The sequence below is a fragment of the Kineococcus sp. AC630 genome (assembly GCF_979255925.1).
Map to the genome: position 1 here is coordinate 46,128 of NZ_CEEDMJ010000015.1, position 23,047 is coordinate 69,174.

Consider the following 23,047-nt stretch of genomic DNA (forward strand, 5'->3'; position numbering starts at 1 on the left):
TCTCCGGCACCACCGGTGCGGGAGAAGGGACTCGAACCCTCACGCCTCTCGGCACAGGAACCTAAATCCTGCGTGGCTGCCAGTTACACCACTCCCGCTCGCCCGCCAGGTTACTGGTCGAGCCCGAGGTCCTTGCGCAGCTTCGCGACGTGCCCCGTGGCGCGCACGTTGTACTGGGCCACCTCCACGACACCCTTCGGGTCCACCACGACCGTCGAGCGCACCACGCCGACCGAGGTCCGCCCGTAGTTCGTCTTCTCCCCCCAGGCCCCGTACGCCTCCAGGACCCGGTGGTCGGGGTCGGAGAGCAACGGGAAGGTGATGCCGTCGCGTTCCGCGAACTGCGCCAGCTTCGCGACGGAGTCCTTCGAGATCCCCAGCACCCGGTAGCCGGAGGCGTTCAGGGCGTCGAGGGAGTCGCGGAAGTCGCAGGCCTGCGTGGTGCAGCCCGGGGTCATGGCCGCCGGGTAGAAGTACACGACGACGTGCTCCCCGCTCTCCTCCCGCAGCGACCGCAACGAGACGGTCGAGCCGTCGTGGGCGGGGAGCGTGAAGTCGGGGGCGAGGTCACCGGGCGAGAGTCTGGCGGTCATGTCCGGACGATAACGACTGCGCCGCCCGCGTGCCCCGTCAGGAGAGCGGGTCCCGGCTCCGGTACGGTTCCGGGGACACGCAGCAGGACGACGTCCTCCCCGGGTCGTGCCCGGGCTGCACGAGAACGACGTCGGACGAACACAGGAGGTGGCCGTGGCGGCCAGCGACGGCAAGGCCGAGATCACGACGACCGACCCCCGCGCCCTCGAGCGCGAGGTCGAAGCCCGTCGTGCCCAGCTCGCGGGCACCATCGACGAACTCACGTCGCGACTCGCTCCGGCGGCCATCAAGGACCGTTCGCTGGCGAGCGTGAAGGCCAAGGTCAACGACTTCGCCTTCGACCACCGCGGCGGGCTGCGCGTCGAGCGCATCGCCGCCGTCGGCGTCGCCGTCCTCGGCGTCACCACGTTCCTGGTCGTCCGCGCGGTGCGCAAGCGCCGCTGAGCGGACCCCGCGACAGCGCCCCCGGCTCCCCACGGACCCGGGGGCGCTACGGTTCCCGCCGTGACACCCTCCACGACCGACCGGGACGGGCTGCCCGTCCGGATGCTGCACGACCGCGTGCTCGTCCTGCCCGACGACGCCGCCGAACGGAAGTCCTCCGCCGGCATCCTCATCCCGGCCACCGCCGCGGTGGGGAAGCGGTTGTCCTGGGCCGCCGTCGTGGCCGTCGGCCCGCACGTCCGGCAGGTCTCCCAGGGGGACCGGGTGCTCTTCGACCCCGAGGACAAGGCCGAGGTCGAACTGCACGGCAAGGGCTACACCCTGCTGCGCGAACGCGACCTGCACGCCGTCGCCGCCCCCGGCGAGCAGGACGGCCGGACCGGGTTGTACCTCTGAACCGCTACTCGCCGCTGGACGTCGCGGGGCCGCTGCCCTGGGACATGGTCCGGGCCGTGCCCGCCATCATGCGGGCCCCGCACCTCTTCCTCACCGACGTCACCCGCCGGCACGGACCGGTGGCCGCCATCCCGATGCCCAGGACCCCGGTGCTCGTCCTCGCCGACCCCGACGGCGTCCGTCGCGTCCTCGTCGAGAACGCCCGCGGCTACGGCAAGTCCACGATCCAGTACTCGGCGCTCGCCACCGTCACCGGCGCGGGTCTGCTCGCCGGTGACGGCGAGGTCTGGAAGCAGCACCGGCGCACCGTCCAGCCGGCCTTCCACCACGGCAGCCTCGAGGACGTCGCCGCCCACGCCGTGCACGCCGCCCGCGGACTCGTCGCCGAGGCCGACGCGCTGGCCCCCGGGACGCCCCTGGAGGTCCTCGACGCGACCTCGCGCGCCGGGCTCGAGGTCGTGGGCCACACCCTCGCCGCCGCGGACCTCTCCGGCGACGCCCCCCTGCTCGTCGACGCCGTGGGCCGGGCGCTGGAACTCGTGGTGCGCCGGGCCGCGAGCCCCGTCCCCACGGCCTGGCCGACCCCCGCCCGGGCCCGCCTGGCCCGCGAGGTCGCCGTCATCGACGAGGTCTGCGCCCGCATCGTCGAACGCCGGCGCACCCGGTCCGTCGCGGAACCCCGCGACGTCGTCGGCCTGATGCTGGCCGCGGGCATGGACGACCGGCAGGTCCGCGACGAACTCGTCACGTTCGTCGTCGCCGGCCACGAGACCGTCGCGTCGTCGCTGACCTGGACGCTGGACCTGTTGGCGCGCAACCCCTCCGTGCTCGCCCGCGTCCACGCCGAACTCGCCGACGCCCTCGGCGGGCGCGAGCCCGGCTGGTCGGACCTGGGGAACCTCCCGCTGCTGCGCGCCGTCGTCGACGAATCGCTGCGCCTCTACCCGCCCGCCTGGGTCGTGACCCGCAAGGCGCTCGCGGACGACGTCGTCGCGGGCGTCGAGGTCCCCGCCGGGACGCTCGTCATCGTCTGCACCTGGGCGCTGCACCGCGACCCCGCCGTCTGGGAGGCCCCGGAGGAGTTCCGCCCGGACCGGTTCCTGACCGGGACCCGCCCGCCGGCCGGCAGCTACGTCCCCTTCGGGGCCGGCCCGCGGTTGTGCATCGGCCGCGACCTCGCCCTCGTCGAGGAGGTCCTCGTGCTCGCGACGTTGCTGCGGGGTCACACCGTCGCTCCGGCGGGCCCGCCGCGACCCGTGGACGCCCTCGTGACGTTGCGCCCGCGGGGCGGGCTGCCGTTGCACGTCGAGCGACTGGCACCCTCCCTGCCATGAGCGAGAGCACTCCCGTCAGCCGCAAGCAGACCTTCGTCTTCACCCCCGCCGACGGCGTCCCCCCGCAGGTCGGGCCGTTCGCGCACGCGACCCGCCTGGGCGACCTGGTCTTCGTCACCGGTCAGATGCCCACCGATCCCGCGACCGGGGCGGTGGTCGCCGGCGGCGTCGTCGAGCAGGCCGAGCAGGTCCGGGCGAACCTCGCCGCCGTGCTCGCGCAGTTCGGCATGACCTTCGACGACGCCCTGCAGGTCCGGGTGTACCTGCGGGAGTTCGAGCAGGACTTCGCTGCGTTCAACGAGCGGTACGCGACGTGGTTCGAGGGCCCGCTGCCCGCGCGGACCACCGTCGGCGTCACGGGCCTGGCCGTCGGCGCCCTCGTCGAGGTCGACCTGATCGCCGGTCGCTGAGGGCGGCTGCGCCGGACGGGTGAACCGGGAGCGGTGCTGCTCAAGCCCGTGTCGTCCGCGACCGATGACCGGTGCACGGCCCCACCGGCCGTGCCCACGAGGTCGAGGAGGACCGCCGTGAAGCCGCTCCACCAGGTTCTGCGAGACCTCGAGTTCGCCGCCGGCCAGGGCACCCTGACGCCCACGTTCCTGGACGACTACGCCCTGCGCCACGGTGAGCAGGTCCTCGCCCTCTACGGCCTGGCCGCGCGCCGCGGCCTGACCGTCGCCGGCGAGGACGGCCGCAACGACCACCTCGCCGAGCAGAAGGAGTGGCACTCCAGCGTCGACCCCGTCGCGGTCGAGCGGGAACTCGACGCGCACTGCGCCGAGGTCCTGCGCAGCGTCCGCGACGCCGTCGACGACGGTCGTCCCGCGTGTCTGCGCAAGCGCAGCCGGACCGGGTTCTACCCGATCACGCCGGGGCACTGAGGCTCAGGGCATCTCCATCGTCTCGGCCCGGCGGACCTCCGCCAGCGCCGCGTCGATCCGGCGCCGCAACGGGGTCGCACCGGCCGTCACGAGCTCGTGGACCAGCAGCACCGAGTGCTGCAGGACCAGCGCGTGACCGAGACGGGGGATCTCCTCCGGGTCCGGGTGCTCGCCCAGGGCGGCGGTCAGGACGACGACGAGGATCCGGGGGTCCAGGCCCTCGAACCAGGTCGCCGTCCCCGCGGTGGTGGTGACGGCGTCGCGCACGTCGTCGGCGTCGAGCCCGTCCGGGTGCTGCTCCTCCAACGTCTGGCGCAGCACCCACCCCAGGACGATCCGCGCCTGGTCGGCGTCGAAGCCGGCCAGCGCGGTCCCGGCGGCGGCGAAGTCGTCCGCGTCGGCGCGGGCGACGGCGTCCACCGCGTTCGTGACGAGACGGAGCAGGTGCGCGGGGTCGGCCGGGGTGGGACTCACCCCGCCATCTTCGCTGCTCCTCCCGCCTACGCTGCCGGGGTGCCCCTGGACCGCGTTCCCGACCTCACGTCGCTGCGGTTGTTCGTGGCCGTCGTCGAGACCGGGTCGATCGGCGCGGGCGCCCGCCGCGTCGGGATCACCCAGCAGGCGGCCTCCGACCGCCTGCGCGGGGTGGAGTCCCAGGTGGGCGTCACCCTCCTGCACCGCAGCCGGCAGGGATCGGTCCCCACCGAGGCCGGGACGGTGCTGGCCGGCTGGGCCGCGCGACTGCTCGACACCGCCACCGAGGTCGCCGAGGGCATCGCGACCCTGCGCGCCGACAGCGCGGCCCGGCTGCGGGTCGCGTCGAGCATGACGATCGCCGAGCACCTCGTCCCGCGCTGGTTGCTCGTGCTGCGCCACCGCGCCACCACCGCCGGGTCGGTGCCGCCCGCGGTGGAACTCACCGCGACCAACAGCGTGCGGGTCCTCGCCGCCCTCGAACGCGGCGACGTCGACCTGGGTTTCGTCGAGGGGGCCGCCGTCCCGAAGGGTTTCCGCAGCCGTCCCCTCGCGCAGGACCACCTCGTCGTGGTGGTCTCCCCGGGCCACCCCTGGACCCGTCGCCGCCGGGTGGTCACCCCCGGGGAACTCGCCGCCACCGCCCTGGTGTCCCGGGAGACCGGATCGGGGACCCGTGAGGTCCTCGAGAACGCGCTGGCCGCGGTCGGGTACGGCCTGGTGCCGCCCGCGGTGGTGCTCACGACCGCCACCGGCGTGCGCGAGGCCGTGCGCGCGGGCGCCGGTGTCGCCGTCCTCAGTCGCCTGGCCGTCGCCGACGACCTCGAGGCCGGTCGGTTGCAGGCCGTCCCCGTGGCGGGTCTCGACCTCGGACGGACGTTGCGGGCCGTCTGGACCGGCGCCGCCCGGATGCCACCGGGCCCCGCCCGCGACCTCCTCGGCGTCGCGGCCACGAACCGCTGACGACGCTGCGTGCCCTGTGGATGAACTCCGGGGCGTTCCGCGGGTCCGGGTTAGTTTCCTCCCACGTCAGCAGTGACCGGGAGGAGGGGTTCGGGTGGACGAGTTGTCGACGTTGTCGCCGGGAGCCGCCGACGCCGCGGCCACCTCCGCGCGGCACGCCGCCGCGGCCACCGCGGCGATCGCGGGGCACGTCGGGTCGGGCGTGTCCGCCCTGGGGGGCTGGTACGGCGTCGCGCGTGACGGTTACGGCGAGCGGGTCCTGGAGTTGCAGGCCCAGTTGGACACGTTGTCCTGGACGGCCACCGCCGGCGCGACCCTGATCGAGGGTCACGCCCTGCAGTTGCGGATGCTGAAGGCGAAACTCGCGGGGATCGACGACGACATCGGAGCGGTCCGGCGCCGACTGGACTCCGCCCTGGTGGATCCGGCGGCCACGCAGGTCGACTGGGCGGAACTCGAACGCTGGCAGGCGAGTCGGGAACGGGTGCTCGCGGAGTTCGACGACGCCTCCGCGGAGTTCGCGACCCGGATGTTCTCGGTCCTGGACCAGGTCTCCGACCGCCCCCGCCGCCTCGGCGAGCACGTCGACGACGCTGTGGCGACGGTCGTCTCGGCGGGGCGGGACACCGCGTTCACGGCGCTGGGCTGGGCCTGGGACCGACCGGGCTGGGTCTCGACCTGGAAGCAGGTTCCCGGGGCCGCCCTCGACGCCGTGGAGCACCCCGTCGAGACCCTCGCCGACGCCGTCGACTGGGACGACTGGTCGCAGGGTCGCTACGGCGCGGGCGCGGCGAGCCTGGGGATGGCGGTCGTCGGCCGGGGCGCCACCCGCAGCACGGGCCGGTTGGGCAAGGTGCTGCCGGACGGTCACCGGTGGGCGAAGTACCTCGACGCGGACGGGAACCCCCTGCCGCAGACGGTGGACGAACTCTTCGCCGGGGTGGACCTCGGGCGGAACGAGGTCTTCCGGGACGCGCACACGGTGGCCCGGCACGTCGACGTGGACGACGAGTTCCTGTGGAACCGGTTGCGGACGGGGGTGGTGGAAGGTGGCAGACTCAGGAGGCCCCCGCCCCGTGCGTCCCGCTGGACCGACGACGCGACGGCGGAGGAGGCCGTCGGTGAGGCGCTGCGTGAGCGCGCGGCCGACGTCGACCGGGCTGTCGGCCAGGGCAAGAGGAGTTGCACCGTCCGGGTTCCGGCCGCGGCGGACGTCGGGGTCGTGTGGACCCTCGATCCCCACGGGAAGCCCGTGGAGGTTCCGGTTTCCGAAGTCGTCATCGTTCTCGAACAGGCAGGAGATGGATCGTGGTTCATCCTGACGGCGTACCCCGACGTCGCGTCGAGCCCTACCCCCTCGGGAGTGCCTTCATCGGACTGACGAGTTCGAGCCTCTGCCTCCGTCACCCCCTGGAGCGGGCGCTCGGTCAGCCCGGAGTCGACTTCGCCGACCAGCTCGACTGGTGGCGCTCCATCGTCGCCCTCGGCCACCGGGGGGACTTCGTCACCGTCATGCAGGACGTCGCGGGGGTGCTGTTCGTCGACCCCCCCGAGGGAAACTCCTGGGTCCGGTGGGCGAACTGGGTGGGCGAGCGGCTCACGGAACTCGTCGACGACCCGACCACGGTGGCCGACGTGCCGAGGTACGCCGAGAACTGGCAGATCCGCTACGGGGAGCTGGACGCCGCTGCCCGGGACGGCCTGCGTCAGGCCATGGCGAAGCTGTCCGTGCCCGGAGGCGTGTCGCGGCGGGACTACCTCGTGCTCGACGTGGGCCGGCCCGTGGGAACGGTGAGCGCGGGAGAACACGACAGCAACCGGAGGTTCGACGAGGTCGCGACCACCCGGGTCGGTGTGGTGCTCGAGCGGACCGATCGAGTCCGGGTGATCGGCGTGCACGCGGCCGACCCGGAGGACGAGTTCCGTGGTGCGCAGTGGCGCGCCCGGTGGCCGGTGCTCGCCTCTCTCCTGGGGGGGTGGTTCAGTCTCGCCGCGGTGGGCGACCAGGATCCGTCCGTGATGCAGTACCGGATGCTCCGGGAGGAGTCCGGCGAGCACCTCGAACGCCTCGCCGCCGAGGGCGCAGAACTCCTCGCCCTCGGCGACGACGACCTGCACGCCGCCGTCCGGGCGCTCGGGTGCTACGTCGAACCCTCCTGGCTCCGGCTCTGGCTGGAGTGGATGTTCTGGCGCATCGGGTACTTCGACTGGACGTGAACCCTCAGCAGTCCAGTCCCGACGACAGCGCCCGGAGGTTCTCCTCCATCAACGACAGGTAGTCCTGATCCGCCTCGACCCGCTCCACGGGGTGCAGCACGGCGGTCGCCACCCCGAGTTCGGCGGCCAGCAGTTCGGCGACGGCGGGGTTCGCGCTCGCCTCGAAGAAGATCGTCCGGACGGAGTTCTCGCGCACCACCCGCACGACGTCGCGCAGCCGGGCCGGGGAGGGTTCCACGGACGGGTCGACACCGGCGATCCCGAGCTGGCGCAGGCCGTAGCGCTGGGCGAGGTAGCCGAACGCCTCGTGCGAGGTGACCAGGGCGGCCCCTGCGCACCCGGCGAGCGCGTCGCGGTACCGGGTGTCGAGGTCGCCCAGCCGGGAGTCGAGGCGGGCGGCTCCCGCGCGGTAGTCCTCGGCCCCCGCGGGATCGACGGCCGACAGTTCGGCCGCGACGTCGTGCCCGACCTGCGCCAGTCGCGTCGGGTCGAGCCAGAAGTGCGGGTCGTCCTCGAGGTCGGCGTAGCGGGCCGCGTCCACCAGGTGCTCCGGCGGTCGCGACGCCAGGACGTCGTCCACGGCGGGCTGCAGGGTCGAGAGGTGCACGACGACGTCGGCGTCCACGAGGGAGGCCAGCTGCCGGGTCGACACGTCCGCGTCGTGGCTGTCGGCGCCGGGGGCCACCAGGTTCGTCACGGCCGCGCGGTCCCCGGCCACCGCGGTGGCCACGAACTCCAGCGGGTGCGAACTCGTCACCACCGTCAGGCCCTCCTCCTCGGCGGCGGCGGGGGAGCAGCCGGCGAGGAGGAGGACCAGGACGAGCAGGAACCTCACGCCGCGGCCTCGCCGGGCACGCCCTTGAGCTCGTTGGGCGTCACGCTCAACGTGGCGCTGCGGAACACCTCGCCGGTCGCGATGTCGACGGCGTGCACCGACCGCGTCGCGGGGTCGCTCACGTAGGCGGTCCCGTCCAGGGTGAACACCTGCGGCTGCGGGCTCTGCCAGTCCTCCTCGACCTCCCACGCACCGACGACGGGGGTGGAGCGGACGACGGCGCCCGCCGCGGTGTCGACGAGGTGCAGCGCCCCGTCGGTGCCGAGGACGACCCCTTCGCCGTTCTCGCCGCGACCCAGCGAGCGGTACCAGTACGAACTGGGGAGGTCGACGAGGCGCAGTTGCCCCGTCGTCGTGTCGACCAGGGAGACGCGGGTCGTGAGTTCGACCTCGGCGTCGGGGTCGGTCTTGTAGTCGCCGAGGACGATCGGGGAGTCCTCGGTGCCGAACTGGTTGCCGATGCGCCCGAACGCGTCGGGGCTGGCGACCTTGGTGGTGACGCCGTCGCGGTGCACGAGCACCCCGTCGCTGCACCCGATGACGACGGTCTCCCCGGCGGCGACCGTCTCGCCGTGGACGGCGGGGCACTCGTCCGAGGCGGCGACCTCGGCGTTCTGGGCGTCGAGCACGCGGATCCCGGTCCGTCCCTCCTCGTCGCCCTCGGAGACGACGACGTGGCCGTCGGAGAGTTCGACCGCGACACCGTGGTGGGGGTGCGGGGTGTCGAACTCCCGGGTCCGCGGGGCGTCGGCGATGTCCTCGCTGTCGAAGGACACGACGTGGCCGGTGCCGTCGTCGAAGAGGACCGTCCGTCCGGCGTGGGCGACGACGTGGCCCGCCTCCTCGGCGGGGAAGACGACGCCGGTGTCGTGCGGCTGCGTCGTCCAGAAGTGCGAGTGGTCCCCGTGCGGTTCGCTCCAGGCGCCCGTGTCGAGGACGTGGAAGCCGCTGACCCCGTCCCGGGTCCCGGACACCACCAGGTGCCGTCCGTCGCCGGCGGGGTTGAGGCGGGTGAAGCCGTCGTAGGGCACGTCGGCGAGGACCTCCAGCGTCGAGCCGTCGAGGACCTGGACCCCGCCGTCGTAGCTGATCGCGACCCGGGGGGCCGCGGCGGCCACCTCGGTCTTCACGTAGGAGGGCCCGGCGGGGGCGGCGGGTTCCTCGGCGGCACCCCCTCCGCACCCGGCGAGCAGGGTCAGGGACAGCGGGAGGGCGAGGAAGGGGCTGCGGCGCACGGTGACTTGTCCAACCTGGTCGGGGGCTGTGAGCGACCACGAAGCTAACACAACTGAGAATCGTTACTGATTAGCCGGACGGAGGGGGCCCTCCGGTCGAGAAGACGCGCCGTCTGTGGTGGGGTGAGGCCACAGATCAGCAGTCAGTGCGGAGGAGCGTTCGTGAACGAGGTCGGCAGCACGGTCGATGACGGTGTCCAGGCACCCGCGGTGACGGTGGAGGCGGCCGAGCACGAGCCGAGCGAGATCACCTACGACGAGCAGCGCTACGAGGCGCGCCCCCGGGCGCTGCGCCGGCCCCGTCCGCAGGCCCGCCTGCGCGGGACCGACTCGCCGCCGAAGCCGGCGGCCGGTGACGGTCCCGCGGACGGCAGCAACCCGGAGTACGTCCGGTGGCTGCTCGTGCAGTCGATGCTCGCCGACGCGCAGAAGATCAGCCGGCAGTTCTCCGGCCAGGCCAGCATGTGGCAGAACCCGTACGCCAAGCCCGATCCCCGGCGCGCGGTCGACACCGCCGCGGTCTGGTTCACCGCGTACCCGATCTCGCTCATCACCCGCCAGGGACGGTCCTTCCTCGGCTCGCTCGGCGACCCGGAGCTCTGGCAGGCGTTCCAGCACATCGGCATCGACGCCGTCCACACCGGGCCGGTGAAGTCCGCGGGCGGGCTCGACGGCTGGCGTCAGACGCCCAGCGTCGACGGCCACTTCGACCGCATCTCCACCGAGATCGACCCGATGTTCGGCACCGAGGGGGAGTTCCGCCACCTGTGCGAGGTCGCGGCCGAGCACTCCGGCAGCGTCATCGACGACATCGTCCCCGGCCACACCGGCAAGGGGGCCGACTTCCGCCTCGCCGAGATGGCGTTCCAGGACTACCCGGGGATCTACCACATGGTGGAGATCCCCCGGGAGCACTGGGAACTGCTGCCCGACGTCGCCCCCGGGCACGACGCCGCGAACCTCGACGCCTCCGCCGAGGCGGCGCTGTCCGAGCTGGGATTCATCATCGGCCAGCTCCAGCGCGTCATCTTCTACGCCCCGGGCATCAAGGAGACGAACTGGTCGGCCACCCGTGAGGTCGAGGGCGTCGACGGCGTCGTCCGCCGCTGGGTGTACCTGCACTACTTCAAGCAGGGTCAGCCCTCCGTGAACTGGCTGGACCCCAGCTTCGCCGGGATGAAGCTCGTCATCGGCGACGCGCTGCACTCCCTGGGCGACCTCGGGACGAGCGCGCTCCGTCTCGACGCCAACGGTTTCCTCGGGGTCGAGAAGAGCGTCGAGGGGCCTGCCTGGTCCGAGGGCCACCCGCTCTCCGAGGCCGCGAACCACCTCATCGCCGGGATGGTCCGCAAGGTCGGCGGGTTCACCTTCCAGGAGCTCAACCTCACCATCGAGGACATCCGCGACACCTCCGAGGTGGGCGCGGACCTCTCCTACGACTTCATCACCCGTCCCGGCTGCCAGCACGCCGTCGCGACGGGGGACACCGAGTTCCTCCGGCTCTGCCTGCGCCAGGCCCTCGAACTCGGCGTCGACCCGGCCTCGCTCGTGCACGCCCTGCAGAACCACGACGAGCTGACCTACGAACTCGTCCACTGGGCCACGCGGCACGCCGAGGACGAGTACGACTACCACGGCGGGAAGATCACGGGCGGGGCGCTGGCCGAGAAGATCCGCGCCGACCTCGTCGAGAAGCTGACCGGGGACGCCGGTCCGTACAACCTCGTCTTCACCACCAACGGGATCGCCTGCACGAGTGCGAGTGTCATCGCGGCCAGCCGCGGTCACCGCGACCTCGACGAGCTCACCGACGACGACGTGGAGCAGATCAAGCGCGCCCACCTGCTGATGGCGATGTTCAACGCCTGGCAGCCCGGCGTGTTCGCGCTGTCCGGTTGGGACCTGATGGGCATGCTGCCGCTGCCCGTCGAGAGCGTGAAACCCCTGCTGTCCTCCGGTGACACCCGCTGGATCGAACGGGCCGCCCACGACCTCATGGGGGTCGCCCCCGAGGCGACGATGTCGGCGTCGGGGATCCCGGTCGGCCGTTCGCTCTACGGGACGATGCCGGAACAGCTGGCGGACGAGGCCTCGTTCGCGAATCGGCTCAGCGCCGTCCTCACCGTCCGCCGGGACCACAAGATCGCCACGGCCCGCCAGATCGACATCCCGGCCGTCGCGCACCCGAGCATGCTCGTCATGGTCCACGCCCTCGACCCCGCCGACCACGACGGCCAGGAGGTCCTGCAGGTCACGGTGCTGAACTTCGGGCAGGAGACCATCGAGGGTTCGGTGCGTTCCGAGCACTTCACCCCGCGGGTCCCGGTGTGCGACATGACGTCGGGCGCGGAGATCGGCTGGGTCGACGACCTGAAGAGCTTCGGGGTCTGGCTGGCGCCCTACGGCGGGTTGTCGCTGCTGCTCAAGCCGGCGACCGTCGAGGACGAGGACGTCCGCACCGCCGGCTGATCCTCAGCGTTCCTGCGCGGGAACGTTGAAGGGGGTCAGGATCTGGATCGTCGAGGCCGAACCGCGCTGCTCCGAGCGCGTGTAGGGGGCCTGCAGGAGCATCCTGCAGGCCTGGGCGCAATCGGTGCGCAGGTCGTGGTGCAGCACGGCGGAGATCTCACCGCGACTCAGCAGGTCGGCGTTCTCGCCGTCGAGGTCGTGCACCACGAACGGCAGCGGGCGGGAACCCCGGCGCTCGAAACCCCGGAGCACGCCGGCGTTCCCGCCGGCCCCCGCGCACATGGAGTACACCGCGCGCAGCCCGGGTCGTTCCTCGAGGACCTTCGCGACCGCGTCCTCGAGGGCGCTCGGGTCGAGGTCGTCGTCGTAGACGTCGACGACGGTGCGCACCGAACCCTCCAGCTGCGCCAGGGTCGCCTCGAAACCCCGCGAGCGCTGGCGTTCGCTGTCCTGCTCCAACCGGCTGCGGACGACGAGGACGGGGTCCTCGGGGTCCGGGGCCCACTGCGTCAGCAGGTAGGCGGCCGTCGCCCCGGCACCGCGGTTGTCGGCACCGACGTACCCGCGGCGGGCGCTGCCGGGGAGGTCGCTGGCCAGCGTCACCACCGGGACCTGCCCATCGGCGAGCCGTTGCACGGCGGCGCGGACGGCGGGGGAGTCCGGCGACTGCAGGACGACGCCGTGGGACCCGGTGCGCAGCACCCGGTCCAGCTCGGCCGCGACCCAGTCCCCGTCCGCGCCGTGCGAGGTGTGGAAACGGGCCCGCACGGTCGCGGGACGCAGGGTGGGCAGTTCGACCTCGAGGGCGGTGCGCACGGCGTCGGCGAACCGGCGCGGCGCGGACATCACGACGTCGAACATCACGGTGCGACCGCTGAGGCGCACCTGCGACTGCTGGAGCTCCAGGTCGGCGACGGCCCGGCGCACCTGCTCCACCGTCCCGGCCCGCACCCCCGGACGTTCGTGCAGGACCCGGTCCACGGTCGCTTCGGAGAGCCCCGCCTGCACGGCGATGTCCCGCACGCTGAACTTCCGCCTCACCTCGTGAGTCTCGCACCCACCCCGGCCCGGACTCAGCCCTGGTAGCGCCCCGGGCGGTGGTTCATCGACAGCACGAGGTTGAGCACCACGGCACCGAGGGCCGACAACCCGACGACCGGGGGCGGGACGACCGTGAGGGAGGCCAGCACCACGACGACGTCGAGGGCCATCTGGACGTACCCCGCGCGCCAGCCGAACCGGTCCTGCAGCAGCAGGGCGAGGATCCCGAAACCCCCGAGACTGGCCCGGTGGCGGAACAGCACCAGGATCCCCAGGCCCGCGGCCAGGTTCCCGAACAGCACCGCGTAGACCGGGGCGACGTCCAGGTCCGGCAGGGCCGCCGCGTGGATCGAGGAGAACACCGACACCGCGACCACCGCGACGAGGGAGCGGACCGTGAAGGCCCAGCCGCGCGTGCGCAGGGCCACCACGAAGAACGGCAGGTTCACCAGCGGGAACAGCGCGGCGAAGGGGATCGGCGCGGCGTAGCTCAGCAGCAGGCTGAGTCCCGCGGTCCCGCCGGTCACGGCGGACGTGCTGTGCAGCAGGAACAACCCGAAGGAGGCGAGGAACGTCCCGACGGTGATCCCGGCGACGTCCTCGACGAGCGTGTGCGGTGGCGCCGCGGCCAGCGTCGGCGCGCTCACCGCAGCACCGCCAGCACGCGGTCGTTCGTCGCCGGATCGGCGAGGGTGATCCGGACCCCGTCGCCGGCGTAACCCCGCACCAGGACGTCGGCGGCGGCGAACGCCTCGACGAGCCCCTCGCGGCGGGCGTCGTCGGCGCGCAGCCAGACGAAGTTCGCCTGCGAGTCCGGCACCGCGTACCCCGCGGCCCGCAGCTCGCCCGTGACCCGGGTCCGTTCGGCGGTGACCGCCCGCACCCGGTCGCGGACCTCGTCGGCCGCGTCGAGGGAGGCGATCGCGGCCCGCTGCGCGAGCGCGCTCACCGCGAAGGGCAGGGCCACCCGACGCAGTCCCTCGGCGAGTTCCGGGGACGTGACGGCGTAGCCGACGCGCAGGCCGGCGAGCCCGTAGGCCTTGGAGAACGTCCGCAGGACGCAGAGGCCGGGGAAGCGGCGTCGCAGCTGCAGGCTGTCCGGGCCGGTGCCGTCGGCGTACTCGACGTAGGCCTCGTCCACGACGACCAGGACCTCCGCGGGCACCTTCCCCAGGAACTCCTCGAACTCGACCGCGGAGATGCCCACGCCGGTCGGGTTGTTGGGCGAGCAGACGAGGACCGCCCGGGTCCGGGGGGTGACCGCGGCGGCCATGGCGTCCAGGTCGTGCCCCTCGTCGGCGCGCAGCGGGACCGGGACGGGCCGGGCCCCGGCCAGGGTCGTGAGGATCGGGTAGGCCTCGAAGGAGCGCCAGGCGAAGACGACCTCGTCGCCCGGGTCGCAGACGGTGGCGAGGACCTGGGCGAGGACCCCGACGCTGCCGGGACCGACGGCGATCTCCTCGGCCCGGGCGCCGAGGTGCGTGGCCAGGCGTGTGCGCAGGTCCTCGCACGTCGGGTCGGGGTAGCGGTTCAGGGTGGCGGCGGAGGACAGCACGACGTCCAGCACCGACGGCAACGGCGGGTAGTGGCTCTCGTTGGCGGCCAGCGCCGCGGTCAGGTCGCTGGTCGCGCGGTGACCGGCGACGTAGCCGGGAAGTCCGGCCACGGTGGACCGGGGGCTCATGATCGTGCTCACCCGCCCAGGCTCGGGGCCCGGTGGCGGCTGCGCAACAGACGCCTCGGTGACTGAGCACGGTGACACCGCCTGGCCGCGGATCGTGGCATCGTGCTCAAGGTGACGACCTTCACCGCCCTGGATCCCCTCGACGCCCGGATCCTGCTCGCCCTGGACGCCGACCCGGACGCGACGGTCCTCTCGCTGGCCCGTGAGCTCGGGGTCGCCCGCAACACCGTGCACGCCCGGCTGCACCGGATGAACGCGGCGGGCGCGCTGGGGGAGTTCAGCCGCCGCCTCGATCCCGTCGCGCTCGGCTACCCGATGATCGCGTTCCTGTCCGTGGCGCTGAGCCAGGCGTCGGGACCGGAGGCCGTCGCCGCGCTCCGCGAGGTCCCCGAGGTGGTCGAGATGCACGCCACGACGGGCGACGCGGACCTGCTCCTGAAGATCGTCGCCAAGGACACCTCCGACCTGCACCGCATCACGACGTCGCTGTTCAGCGTCCCGGGGGTCGTCCGCACCAGCACCTCGATCTCGCTGGCCACGGAGCTGCCACCGCGGCACGGGGCGCTGCTGCGCCGGGTCGCGGAGGGCTGAGGCTCACATCAGCACCGACGACAGCAGCAGGCTCGTCTCGGAGTTCACCACCCCGTCGACACCGCGGATGCGGCCGAGCACGCGGTCGAACTCGGTCAGCGACGTCGTGCGGATCTCGGCGACGAGGTCCCAACCGCCGTTCGTCGTGTGCAGCGAGACGATCTCGGGCAGTCCGCGCAGCCGCTGGATCACCCGGTCCGTGGCGCGACCCTCGAGCTCGATGAACGAGATCGCCCGGACGTCGCCCTCGGCCCCCTCCCGGACCCGGGTGGTGAACCCGAGGATGGACCCGTTGGTCTGCAGCCGCTCGATCCGGTGGGTGATCGTCGCCCGGGTCACCCCGAGCCGCCGGGCCAGCGACGCCGCGGGTTCCCGGGCGTCGGTGCGCAGGGCGGCCAGCAGTCGCCGGTCGAGGTCGTCGAGTTCGGGCACGGGAGCAATCTAGGCGTTGTGCATCAGGGCCGGGTCCGATCCGTGCAGTTGCCACCTGCAGATCGCGCGATCAGCCGGTTGATCCGCAGCAGACCCCGTTCCTAGCCTGGGGGACATGCAGTTCGTGAGCGTGCGCAACATGGCCCGGTGGGTCAGCTCGACGGGACCCGAGGCGGTCATCGCCGGGATGGTCGACGTCCTGGAGCGGGACTTCCGGCGGTGGCCGGACTTCGAGCGGACCCCCCGGCTCGCGGCGCACTCCGCCGTCGGGGTCATCGAGCTCATGCCGACCACGGACGGGGAGCAGTACGGGTTCAAGTACGTCAACGGCCACCCCGGCAACCCCGCGCACGGTCTGCAGACGGTGACCGCGTTCGGCGTGCTCGCCGACGTCTACACCGGCTACCCGACCTTCCTGGCCGAGATGACGCTGCTGACCGCGCTGCGCACGGCCGCGACCTCGGGGCTGGCCGCCCGCTGGCTCGCCCCGCCGGAGGCCCGCGACGGCGTGATGGCGATGATCGGGACCGGGTCGCAGGCGGAGTTCCAGGCCCTCGGCATCCGCTCCCAGCTCGGCGTCGCCCGGTTGCGCGTCTTCGACGTCGACCCCGCCGCCACGAGCAAGTTCGTCCGCAACCTCGCCCCGCTGGGTTTCGAGGTCACCGTCTGCGGCAGCGCCGCCGAGGCCGCCCGGGGGGCCCAGGTCGTGACGACCTGCACGGCCGACAAGCAGAACGCCACCGTCCTGCACCTCGACGACATCGCCCCCGGTGTCCACGTCAACGCCATCGGCGGCGACTGCCCGGGCAAGACCGAGCTCGATCCGCGGATCCTGCAGGCGGCCGACGTCTTCGTCGAGCACACCGAGCAGACCCGCGTCGAGGGTGAGATCCAGCACCAGCCGGCCGACTTCGCGGTCACCGAGCTGTGGCAGGTCATCCGCGGTGAACGCGCCGGCCGGGGCAGCCGCACCACGGTCTTCGACTCCGTCGGCTTCGCGATCGAGGACTTCTCGGCGTTGACCTACGTCCGGGACGCGGTGCGCGACAGCGCCTTCGCCGAGACGATCGACCTCATCGCAGGACCCGAGGACCCCAAGGACCTCTTCGGGCTCATCGGGGCCCCTGTGCCGACTGGGTGACGCTCGGGTTGCCGCGGCGGCGCTCCCGCGGGACGGTTGAGGTCCGGACGGACCAGGGAGGCAGTCGTGGCACGGCTCGAACTCGACGCGGGGTTGTCCTCCGTCGGCGCCGCCCGGCGCTGGGCCGCCGACGAGTTCCTCCGCGGTGAGGGCCGGGTCGATGACCACGAGCTGGCGGTCCTCGAACTGCTGGTGACCGAGACGGTCTCCAACGCCCTCCGCCACGGCCGCGGACCGGTCAGCCTCGAACTGAGCCGGGACCTCGCCACCGGCGGCGTGCACGTCGCCGTCCACGACGGCGAACCGAGCGCGCCCGTCCTGCGGGACGTCGACGACCACGCGACCGGGGGCCGGGGTGTCGCTCTCGTGGACCGGCTCGCGCAATCCTGGGGAACCGACCTCCAGGGCGCCGAGGGCAAGACGGTGTGGTTCGACCTCGTACCCCTCCCCGCCGCCGCCTGATCCCTCGCGCGCGAACGTTTCACGCGCGAACGGGTAACCTGGCGGGATGACCGCTGAGCTCGAGACCGACCCCCTCGCCCTGGAGCGACAGGTCTGCTTCGCGCTCGTGGTGGCCGCCCGGACCGTCCTGTCGGTCTACCGGCCCGTGCTGGAGCCGATGGGGCTGACCCACCCGCAGTACCTGGTCATGCTGGCTCTCTGGGGCAGCGAACCGATGTCGGTGAAGGACCTCAGCGAGGCCCTGCAGCTCGACCCGCCGACGCTGTCCCCGCTGCTGAAGCGGCTGGAGGCCGCGGGCCTGCTGGAACGCCGGCGCCTCCCCGAGGACCAGCGGTCGCTGGCCGTGACCCTCACCGAGCAGGGACGGGCGCTGCGCCTGGAGGCGTTGAAGGTCCCGGCGCAGATCGTGGCCAGGCTGGGCATGGACGTCGGGGAGCTCGAGCGCCTCCGCGACGGCCTCACCCACGTCATCGACGCCGCCGTCCGCGCCGACAAGGGCGCCTGAGCGCCCACGCCGTCGTCACCGCGAAGTCAGGAACCCGTCGGGTACGGGTGGTCGGTGTCCGCCACGTAGCAGATGCCGAAGGGCTTGTTCGTGATGAACAGGAACGTGCAGTCGTTGTCGGTGGCTCCGTGCTCCATCCAGCCGCCCTCGGGGAACCACACGAAGCTCCCCGGTCCGTGGTCCCCGGAGTGGGTGCGCAGCACCCCGTCGAGCACGAACATGCCGTGCGCGCAGGGATGGGTGTGCCAGACGTTGGTGAAACCCGCGGCGTAGCGCATGAGGAAGACCTGCATCCCGGTCTCGGGATCGTCGTGCAGCACCTTCGTCGGGATGCGGGCCCCGGTCTGCGGCACCGTGAACACGTCCCAGGGCAGGGAACTGGTGTCGGTGGCGAGCACGTCGACCAGGTTGGTCGGGATCATCGGGAACCTCCGGGGTGGGTGTCGGTCAGTCGGCGGTAGAGCTCGAGGTGGCTCCGGGCGGCGGCGGTCCAGGTGTGCCGGGCGGCCAGCTCCCGACCGCGAGCGGTGCGGACGGGATCGGGAACCTCGACGGCCGACCGCAACGCGGACGCCATCCCGGCCGGGTCCGACGCGAACAGCGCCGCTCCGTCGAAGACCTCCCGCAGCACGGGCAGCTCCCGGGTCACCAGCGGAACCCCGGCGGCCAGCGCCTCCATCGCGGCGAGCCCGAAACCCTCCTTCGTGGACAGGAAACCCATGGCGGCCGCACCCGCCACCAGCCCCGGCAGTTCCTCCTCGTCCACGACGCCCAGCACGACGGGGTCCACCCCGAGTTCCCCGGCGAGCCGGTCGAACCGCACGCGGTAGTCCCGGTGGTCGAACAACGTCTCGCCCCCGGCGATCACCAGCCGGACGTCGGGGAGCTCTTCCCGCAGCAGGGCGAGCGCCCGCAGCAGGTCGAGGCTGCCCTTGCGGGGTTCGATCCCGCCGACGGCGACGACGTAGCGACCGAACCGGTCCCGCCACCGTCCGGGGTCCGCGCGGGCGAACCGGGCGGCGTCGACCCCGTTGGGGATCACCGTCGCCGGGATGCCCCACCCGTCGGTGAGTTCCCGCGCCACCGCGCCGGACACGCAGACGTGCGCGAAGGGTTCGACGATCGCCTTCTCGTGGCAGGCCGCGAGCTGCGGGGTGGTGAAGGTGTCCAGGTGGTGGACGGTCCGCACGCAGCGCCCCACGGCGTTCGCGCTGATGCAGTCCTGGGCGTGCACCACGTCGTAGCCGGCCGGGTCGAAACCCGCGCGCAGCACCTCGATCGACCGGACGATCCTCTCCCCGACGTCCTCGCCGTCCCGTGCGGCGAACTCGACCACCCGGACGTCGACCCGGGGGTCCACCGGCCGGAAGAACGCCCGGTCGCCACCCCGCCCGAGCGTCCACACCGACACCTCGGCCCCGGCGGCGACGAGCGCCTCCGCCAGCGCGAGCGTGTGGACGACCCCTCCGCGGGGTTTCGTCGAGTACGTGGTGAGCGCGATCCTCATCAGCGGACGGCGACCAGGTGACGCGCCGGGGACAGTTCCTGGATCCGGTCGGCGAGGAACTCCGCGTCCCGGGCCACCCCGGCGAACCGTCCGGAACCCCAGGTGTGCATCCACGGCAACCCGAGGAAGAACAACCCCTCGGTGCCGGTGACGCCGCGGGTCTGGCGCGGCCGGCCCCGGCCGTCGAACACGCCGAGCTCGATCCAGCGGTAGTCCGCCCGGTACCCGACGCTCCACACGATCGAGGTGATGCCGCTCGCCGCCAGGTCCAGGTCGGTGACCTCCCGCTCCGGCCGCCACACCGGCACGTAGCGGGCCTGTTCGGGTGCCTCGATCCCGCGGGCGGCGATCCAGCGGTCGATGGAGTCCTTGATGCTCTCCGCCACCGCGTCGGCGTGGTCCAGCGCCTCGCCCAGCGTGGGCGCGAACGTGACGACCCCGTCGCGGACGTCCTCCAGCCGGCCGTGCAACCGCATGCCTTCCCGGGCGAAGGTCCGCAGGTCGATGTCCCGGCCACCGTCGCGGCCCGTCATGTAGTGGTTCGTCTTCTCCTGCGCGGCAGCGCCACCGGGGACCTCGGTGGCGGAGACGTTGTAGACGCCCATGTCCTCGAGCCAGGCGATGCAGTCCCGGCCGCGGTAGGTCCGGGCGCAGCGCGGGGCGTTGCCGACGGCGAGGTGGACGGTGCGCCCGGCCAGGTGCAGGTCCTCGGCGATCTGGGCCCCCGACTGCCCCGACCCGACGACGAGCACCGCACCGTCGGGGAGTTCCGGGGAACCGCGGTAGAGCGAGGAGTGCAGCTGCGCGATCTCCTCGGGAACCCGCTCGGCCGCCGCCGGGACGATCGGCAGGTGGTACCCGCCCGTCGCCACGACGACCTGCCGCGCCGTGAACTCCCCGGCGCTGGAGGCGACGTGGAAGAGCCCGTCGTCCTCGCGGGTCAACCGCGTCACCTCCACGTGCTCGCGCACCGGCGGTCCGAAACCGGCGGCGTAGGAGGTGACGAACCGGTGCACGTCGCCGCGGGGCATGAACCCGTCGGGATCCTGACCACCGAACTCACCGGTGTAGGAGAACCCGGGGAGCCGGCACTGGAAGTTCGGGGTGACCAGGGTGAACGCGTCCCAGCGACCGTCACGCCACTCGTGGCCGATCTCGTCGCGTTCCAGCAGGACGTGGTCGATCCCGCGCTGCACGAGGTGCCAGCTGAGCGACAACCCCGCCTGCCCCGCGCCCACGATGAGCACGTCGTGGTGTTCGGTCATGACTCCTCCTGGGGGAGCGGGGGTTCGAGGGCGAGGACCCGGACCGTCCCGGCCGTGCCGGCGGCACGGTCCTCGATGGCGGCGAGCTGGGCCACGGCCGAGGTGCAGGTCATCCCGAACCTCGCCCGGACCCGTTCGCCGGCCTCGGTCAGCGCCGTGCGAGCGCGGGCGGTGAACTCCTCGACGGTGTACTCGGCGCCGACCTCGAGGTGGTCGTGCACCACGAGCGAGGGGGAGTAGCAGTGCTGGACGCCGCCGTCCGGCCACCGGACGCTGAACGTCATCTCAGGCATGCGCCGGCTCCCGCACGAGGGCGCCGTACACGTCCGGACGCCGGTCGCGCAGGTTGAACATCGCCCGCCGGGCCGCGTCGAGCTCTGCGTCGACGTCGACGTCCGCGGCGGCGACCCCGGCGCCCACCCCGGTGTCGGCCAGGACGTCACCGCCGGGCCCGACGACCTTCGCGCTGCCCACGAACCGCAGCGAACCGAACGTGCCGGCCTGGTTGGAGGCGACCCAGAACACCTGGTTCTCCAGGGCCCGCGCCTGGTCGTAGAGGTCGAACCGCTTCTTCCAGCGGTCCTGCGCGAGGTCGGCCGCGGCCGCGGTCCGGGCCCCGGGCCAGGCGGAGATGCTGACGATGATCCGTGCCCCGTCGAGCGCCGCGGTGCGGGCGGCCTCCGGGAACGCCTTGTCGTAGCAGATCTGCAACCCGATCCGCCCGACCGGCGTCTCGAACGCCTCGAACGTCGAACCCGCCGCGTAGGAGAGGTTCTCGCCGAGGGGTTGGTGCACCTTGCGGTGCACCCCGAGGACGCCGTCCCCGGTCAGGGCGACGGCAGTGTTGTACCGGTCGGTCCCGCCGTCCTCGCAGATCCCGAGGACGACCACGACGTCGCGGGCCATCTCCTGCACCCGGCGCAGTTCGGGGCCGTCCAGGGCCAGGGCCGGCGGACCGGAACGTTGCCGCCGGGTCTCGGCGGTCCCGCGGTCTTCCGCGGAACCCAGGGAGGACAGGTACCCGCCGAGGCAGGCCTCCGGCAGGGCGATCAGTCCCGTGCCCTCCGCCCGGGCCTGCTGCAGCAACCGGTCGATGGTGGCGTAGGCGGCGTCGAGGTCGCGGCCGAAGTTCTCGGCCACGGCAGCCAGTCTGGTTCTCATGCGGTTCCCATTCCCGTCACGGTGCCCTGGATCGCCGGGGTCACCTCTCCGTCGGGCCAGCGCAGCGAGACCCCGGAGGGTCCCGGCCGGAGGCGGCCGATCGTTCGTGTGGTGGCCGGTCCGGCGGGTGCCGGTGCCCGGCCGGGGGTGTCGGCGGTCAGCATCCCGAACCCCGGGAAGCAGGTGAACCAGTCGCCGACGGTGGTCCCGGACGGACGAGGCACGGCGGCGACGTCGATCTCGGCCGCGACCCCGCTCGCCTCCGCGAGCATCCCCGCGGTCCCGACGAGACCGGCCATGCTGACGTCCTTCGCGGCGGCCGGCGCGGTGCGGGCCACGAACGACCCCATCGCCCGCAGGTCGCCCGCGCGCCGCCACGACGTGGAGTCCCACTGCGACCCCGCGTACCCCGCTCGCCAGTCGCCCTCGAGGTCCGCGGTCAGCGACAGGTCGTGCCCCACCCGCCCCCCACCGGCCGGGACCGGGTGGTCGCTGCGCCCCAGAGCCGTCACCGACAAGGCCGCGGGAACCCCGAGCTGGGTGTGTCCTCCCAGGACCGGGACCCCCCAGGCCTGCGACGCCGCCCGCAACCCGGCGACGATCTCGGCGGCGTGCTCCCGGGTCGGAGCCGCCAGCGCGTCCAGCAACCCGACGGGTTCGGCCCCCATCGCCGCGAGGTCGTTGACGTTCACGAGGACGGCGCACCACCCGGCCCACCGCGGGTCGCGGTCCACGAGCGAGGGCAGGATCGCGTCGCAGGCCGCGACGACGTCGGTTCCCGGTACCGGGGAACCGTCGTCCCCGCGGAACCCCTTCGGAGTTTCGACGAACTCGGCCAGCAACCCCGCCAGGGCCGACTTCGTCGCGTCGGCCAGCCGTTGCGGGCGGTCCACCGGGTAGCGGACCAGCGCGTGCGGAGTGCCCTGCACCTCGACGTCACGGACCCGTTCCCACCCCAGCCGCCGGAACAGCACCGCGTTCGCGGCCTGGACCGTCGCCTCGAACCGCAGCGCGCCGAGGTCCTCCGCGTGGGCGCAGGCCGCCCGGACCAGGGCGCTCCCGACCCCGCCGAGGGTGCGCGCCCCGGCGGCCACGACGAGCCGGCTCCCGCGCCACCAGCCGACGTCGGGTTCCGCGCACGGCGCCAACCGCACGCCACCCACGACCGTCCCGTCCGGGGTCCGGGCCACCAGGACCCGGCGGCGCGGGTCGTCGTCGGCCTCGTCGTGGTCGTCGAGGTCGAACAACTGCTGCTCCGCGACGAAGACCTCGCGCCGCACCCTGCGGTACGCGGTCTCGGCCACGGCGTCCGCGACCTCGACGTGGAACCCCGCGCGGGGCCGCGGGACCCCGGCGAGGACGGGCACGTCCGGCGCGGCGAGGAACTGGTGCGGGACGAGGTGCTCGAGGTCCACC

Annotated in this window: 27 protein-coding genes and 1 tRNA gene; 13 read left to right on the top strand and 15 right to left on the bottom strand. The window is 73.1% G+C overall.

The window, feature by feature from the left end; translation table 11 throughout:
* Window positions 1-16: 16 nt before the first annotated feature.
* Window positions 17-98 (bottom strand) — tRNA-Leu (locus AC0I8G_RS16465).
* A gap of 12 nt (window positions 99-110) precedes the next feature.
* Window positions 111-593, bottom strand: coding sequence for a thioredoxin-dependent thiol peroxidase (gene bcp / locus AC0I8G_RS16470; RefSeq protein WP_328295032.1), 483 nt, complete (start codon window positions 591-593; stop codon window positions 111-113).
* Window positions 594-747: 154 nt separating this feature from the next.
* Here bcp and AC0I8G_RS16475 point away from each other — a divergent pair, with 154 nt between their 5' ends.
* From AC0I8G_RS16475 to AC0I8G_RS16495, 5 genes are all read left to right on the top strand, one after another.
* A complete protein-coding gene (locus tag AC0I8G_RS16475) occupies window positions 748-1,038 on the top strand; it encodes a DUF3618 domain-containing protein (protein ID WP_471730893.1) in 291 nt (96 codons plus the stop codon).
* Between the two features lie 102 nt (window positions 1,039-1,140).
* Window positions 1,141-1,434: a GroES family chaperonin gene (locus AC0I8G_RS16480; protein ID WP_380162198.1), complete on the top strand. Its 294-nt coding sequence runs from the start codon at window positions 1,141-1,143 to the stop codon at window positions 1,432-1,434.
* Window positions 1,435-1,466: 32 nt separating this feature from the next.
* Window positions 1,467-2,768 carry a cytochrome P450 gene (locus AC0I8G_RS16485; protein ID WP_471730987.1) on the top strand — a complete coding sequence of 434 codons (1,302 nt, stop codon included), beginning with the start codon at window positions 1,467-1,469 and terminating at the stop codon, window positions 2,766-2,768.
* Window positions 2,765-3,178 carry a RidA family protein gene (locus AC0I8G_RS16490; protein ID WP_471730894.1) on the top strand — a complete coding sequence of 138 codons (414 nt, stop codon included), beginning with the start codon at window positions 2,765-2,767 and terminating at the stop codon, window positions 3,176-3,178. The genes AC0I8G_RS16485 and AC0I8G_RS16490 overlap by 4 nt, the downstream gene beginning before the upstream one ends.
* A 117-nt stretch (window positions 3,179-3,295) precedes the next feature.
* Window positions 3,296-3,649 carry a hypothetical protein gene (locus AC0I8G_RS16495; protein WP_380261078.1) on the top strand — a complete coding sequence of 118 codons (354 nt, stop codon included), beginning with the start codon at window positions 3,296-3,298 and terminating at the stop codon, window positions 3,647-3,649.
* 3 nt (window positions 3,650-3,652) lie between these two features.
* Here the strand turns inward: AC0I8G_RS16495 and AC0I8G_RS16500 are convergent, their stop codons facing one another.
* A complete protein-coding gene (locus AC0I8G_RS16500) occupies window positions 3,653-4,123 on the bottom strand; it encodes a hypothetical protein (RefSeq protein ID WP_471730895.1) in 471 nt (156 codons plus the stop codon).
* Between the two features lie 39 nt (window positions 4,124-4,162).
* Between AC0I8G_RS16500 and AC0I8G_RS16505 the strand changes: the two genes are divergently transcribed.
* The 3 genes from AC0I8G_RS16505 (at window position 4,163) to AC0I8G_RS16515 (ending at window position 7,303) form a co-directional block, all read left to right on the top strand.
* The gene (locus AC0I8G_RS16505) at window positions 4,163-5,086 is read left to right on the top strand and encodes a LysR family transcriptional regulator (RefSeq protein ID WP_471730896.1); all 924 of its coding nucleotides are present in this window, start codon (window positions 4,163-4,165) and stop codon (window positions 5,084-5,086) included.
* 94 nt (window positions 5,087-5,180) lie between these two features.
* On the top strand, window positions 5,181-6,467 hold the full coding sequence (locus AC0I8G_RS16510; protein WP_471730897.1) for an RNase A-like domain-containing protein: 1,287 nt from the start codon (window positions 5,181-5,183) through the stop codon (window positions 6,465-6,467).
* Complete coding sequence (locus AC0I8G_RS16515; RefSeq protein WP_471730898.1) at window positions 6,395-7,303, top strand: contact-dependent growth inhibition system immunity protein; 909 nt, start codon at window positions 6,395-6,397, stop codon at window positions 7,301-7,303. The genes AC0I8G_RS16510 and AC0I8G_RS16515 overlap by 73 nt, the downstream gene beginning before the upstream one ends.
* Before the next feature lie 4 nt (window positions 7,304-7,307).
* Here AC0I8G_RS16515 and AC0I8G_RS16520 read toward each other — a convergent pair whose 3' ends face one another.
* Together AC0I8G_RS16520 and aztD are read right to left on the bottom strand one after the other, a co-directional pair.
* Complete coding sequence (locus tag AC0I8G_RS16520; protein WP_471730899.1) at window positions 7,308-8,138, bottom strand: metal ABC transporter substrate-binding protein; 831 nt, start codon at window positions 8,136-8,138, stop codon at window positions 7,308-7,310.
* Complete coding sequence (aztD, locus tag AC0I8G_RS16525; RefSeq protein WP_471730900.1) at window positions 8,135-9,373, bottom strand: zinc metallochaperone AztD; 1,239 nt, start codon at window positions 9,371-9,373, stop codon at window positions 8,135-8,137. Before aztD ends, AC0I8G_RS16520 begins: the two co-directional genes overlap by 4 nt.
* A gap of 162 nt (window positions 9,374-9,535) precedes the next feature.
* On the opposite strand from aztD, the gene treS reads away from it, so the two are divergent.
* Complete coding sequence (treS, locus tag AC0I8G_RS16530; protein WP_471730901.1) at window positions 9,536-11,842, top strand: maltose alpha-D-glucosyltransferase; 2,307 nt, start codon at window positions 9,536-9,538, stop codon at window positions 11,840-11,842.
* A 3-nt stretch (window positions 11,843-11,845) separates the two neighbouring features.
* On the opposite strand, the gene AC0I8G_RS16535 is transcribed toward treS, so the two are convergent.
* From AC0I8G_RS16535 to AC0I8G_RS16545, 3 genes are read right to left on the bottom strand one after another with little or no spacing between them, the layout of a single operon-like run.
* On the bottom strand, window positions 11,846-12,883 hold the full coding sequence (locus AC0I8G_RS16535; RefSeq protein ID WP_471730902.1) for a LacI family DNA-binding transcriptional regulator: 1,038 nt from the start codon (window positions 12,881-12,883) through the stop codon (window positions 11,846-11,848).
* Between the two features lie 32 nt (window positions 12,884-12,915).
* A complete protein-coding gene (locus tag AC0I8G_RS16540) occupies window positions 12,916-13,530 on the bottom strand; it encodes a YitT family protein (protein ID WP_471730903.1) in 615 nt (204 codons plus the stop codon).
* A complete protein-coding gene (locus AC0I8G_RS16545) occupies window positions 13,527-14,567 on the bottom strand; it encodes a histidinol-phosphate transaminase (protein ID WP_471730988.1) in 1,041 nt (346 codons plus the stop codon). Before AC0I8G_RS16545 ends, AC0I8G_RS16540 begins: the two co-directional genes overlap by 4 nt.
* Window positions 14,568-14,678: 111 nt before the next feature.
* On the opposite strand from AC0I8G_RS16545, the gene AC0I8G_RS16550 reads away from it, so the two are divergent.
* The gene (locus AC0I8G_RS16550; protein ID WP_471730904.1) at window positions 14,679-15,158 is read left to right on the top strand and encodes an Lrp/AsnC family transcriptional regulator; all 480 of its coding nucleotides are present in this window, start codon (window positions 14,679-14,681) and stop codon (window positions 15,156-15,158) included.
* 3 nt (window positions 15,159-15,161) lie between these two features.
* On the opposite strand, the gene AC0I8G_RS16555 is transcribed toward AC0I8G_RS16550, so the two are convergent.
* The gene (locus AC0I8G_RS16555; RefSeq protein ID WP_328295048.1) at window positions 15,162-15,590 is read right to left on the bottom strand and encodes an Lrp/AsnC family transcriptional regulator; all 429 of its coding nucleotides are present in this window, start codon (window positions 15,588-15,590) and stop codon (window positions 15,162-15,164) included.
* Window positions 15,591-15,705: 115 nt separating this feature from the next.
* Between AC0I8G_RS16555 and AC0I8G_RS16560 the strand changes: the two genes are divergently transcribed.
* From AC0I8G_RS16560 to AC0I8G_RS16570, 3 genes are all read left to right on the top strand, one after another.
* Window positions 15,706-16,731 (top strand): ornithine cyclodeaminase, encoded by a 1,026-nt coding sequence (locus AC0I8G_RS16560; protein ID WP_471730905.1) that lies wholly within the window; start codon window positions 15,706-15,708, stop codon window positions 16,729-16,731.
* Window positions 16,732-16,797: 66 nt separating this feature from the next.
* Window positions 16,798-17,193: an ATP-binding protein gene (locus AC0I8G_RS16565; protein ID WP_471730906.1), complete on the top strand. Its 396-nt coding sequence runs from the start codon at window positions 16,798-16,800 to the stop codon at window positions 17,191-17,193.
* A gap of 46 nt (window positions 17,194-17,239) precedes the next feature.
* Window positions 17,240-17,698: a MarR family winged helix-turn-helix transcriptional regulator gene (locus AC0I8G_RS16570; protein ID WP_471730907.1), complete on the top strand. Its 459-nt coding sequence runs from the start codon at window positions 17,240-17,242 to the stop codon at window positions 17,696-17,698.
* A 26-nt stretch (window positions 17,699-17,724) separates the two neighbouring features.
* Here AC0I8G_RS16570 and AC0I8G_RS16575 read toward each other — a convergent pair whose 3' ends face one another.
* The 6 genes from AC0I8G_RS16575 to AC0I8G_RS16600 are packed head-to-tail and all read right to left on the bottom strand — an operon-like array spanning window position 17,725 to window position 23,046.
* Complete coding sequence (locus AC0I8G_RS16575; protein ID WP_471730908.1) at window positions 17,725-18,120, bottom strand: cupin domain-containing protein; 396 nt, start codon at window positions 18,118-18,120, stop codon at window positions 17,725-17,727.
* A complete protein-coding gene (locus AC0I8G_RS16580; RefSeq protein WP_471730909.1) occupies window positions 18,117-19,205 on the bottom strand; it encodes an MSMEG_0565 family glycosyltransferase in 1,089 nt (362 codons plus the stop codon). The genes AC0I8G_RS16575 and AC0I8G_RS16580 overlap by 4 nt, the downstream gene beginning before the upstream one ends.
* Window positions 19,205-20,470 (bottom strand): MSMEG_0569 family flavin-dependent oxidoreductase, encoded by a 1,266-nt coding sequence (locus AC0I8G_RS16585; protein WP_471730910.1) that lies wholly within the window; start codon window positions 20,468-20,470, stop codon window positions 19,205-19,207. The genes AC0I8G_RS16580 and AC0I8G_RS16585 overlap by 1 nt, the downstream gene beginning before the upstream one ends.
* A complete protein-coding gene (locus AC0I8G_RS16590; RefSeq protein ID WP_380261112.1) occupies window positions 20,467-20,763 on the bottom strand; it encodes an MSMEG_0570 family nitrogen starvation response protein in 297 nt (98 codons plus the stop codon). The genes AC0I8G_RS16585 and AC0I8G_RS16590 overlap by 4 nt, the downstream gene beginning before the upstream one ends.
* Window positions 20,756-21,631, bottom strand: a complete 876-nt coding sequence (locus tag AC0I8G_RS16595) for a carbon-nitrogen hydrolase family protein (protein ID WP_471730911.1) — start codon at window positions 21,629-21,631, stop codon at window positions 20,756-20,758. Before AC0I8G_RS16595 ends, AC0I8G_RS16590 begins: the two co-directional genes overlap by 8 nt.
* The gene (locus AC0I8G_RS16600; RefSeq protein WP_471730912.1) at window positions 21,628-23,046 is read right to left on the bottom strand and encodes an MSMEG_0567/sll0787 family protein; all 1,419 of its coding nucleotides are present in this window, start codon (window positions 23,044-23,046) and stop codon (window positions 21,628-21,630) included. The genes AC0I8G_RS16595 and AC0I8G_RS16600 overlap by 4 nt, the downstream gene beginning before the upstream one ends.
* Window position 23,047: the final 1 nt, after the last annotated feature.

Excerpts from the sequence above, each read along its gene's own strand:
- bcp (WP_328295032.1), bottom strand. The coding sequence starts at position 593 with ATGACCGCCAGACTCTCGCCCGGTGACCTCGCCCCCGACTTCACGCTC.
- AC0I8G_RS16480 (WP_380162198.1), top strand. The coding sequence starts at position 1,141 with ATGCTGCACGACCGCGTGCTCGTCCTGCCCGACGACGCCGCCGAACGG.
- AC0I8G_RS16490 (WP_471730894.1), top strand. The coding sequence starts at position 2,765 with ATGAGCGAGAGCACTCCCGTCAGCCGCAAGCAGACCTTCGTCTTCACC.
- AC0I8G_RS16545 (WP_471730988.1), bottom strand. The coding sequence starts at position 14,567 with ATGAGCCCCCGGTCCACCGTGGCCGGACTTCCCGGCTACGTCGCCGGT.
- AC0I8G_RS16560 (WP_471730905.1), top strand. The coding sequence starts at position 15,706 with ATGCAGTTCGTGAGCGTGCGCAACATGGCCCGGTGGGTCAGCTCGACG.
- AC0I8G_RS16570 (WP_471730907.1), top strand. The coding sequence starts at position 17,240 with ATGACCGCTGAGCTCGAGACCGACCCCCTCGCCCTGGAGCGACAGGTC.
- AC0I8G_RS16575 (WP_471730908.1), bottom strand. The coding sequence starts at position 18,120 with ATGATCCCGACCAACCTGGTCGACGTGCTCGCCACCGACACCAGTTCC.
- AC0I8G_RS16580 (WP_471730909.1), bottom strand. The coding sequence starts at position 19,205 with ATGAGGATCGCGCTCACCACGTACTCGACGAAACCCCGCGGAGGGGTC.
- AC0I8G_RS16585 (WP_471730910.1), bottom strand. The coding sequence starts at position 20,470 with ATGACCGAACACCACGACGTGCTCATCGTGGGCGCGGGGCAGGCGGGG.
- AC0I8G_RS16590 (WP_380261112.1), bottom strand. The coding sequence starts at position 20,763 with ATGCCTGAGATGACGTTCAGCGTCCGGTGGCCGGACGGCGGCGTCCAG.
- AC0I8G_RS16595 (WP_471730911.1), bottom strand. The coding sequence starts at position 21,631 with ATGAGAACCAGACTGGCTGCCGTGGCCGAGAACTTCGGCCGCGACCTC.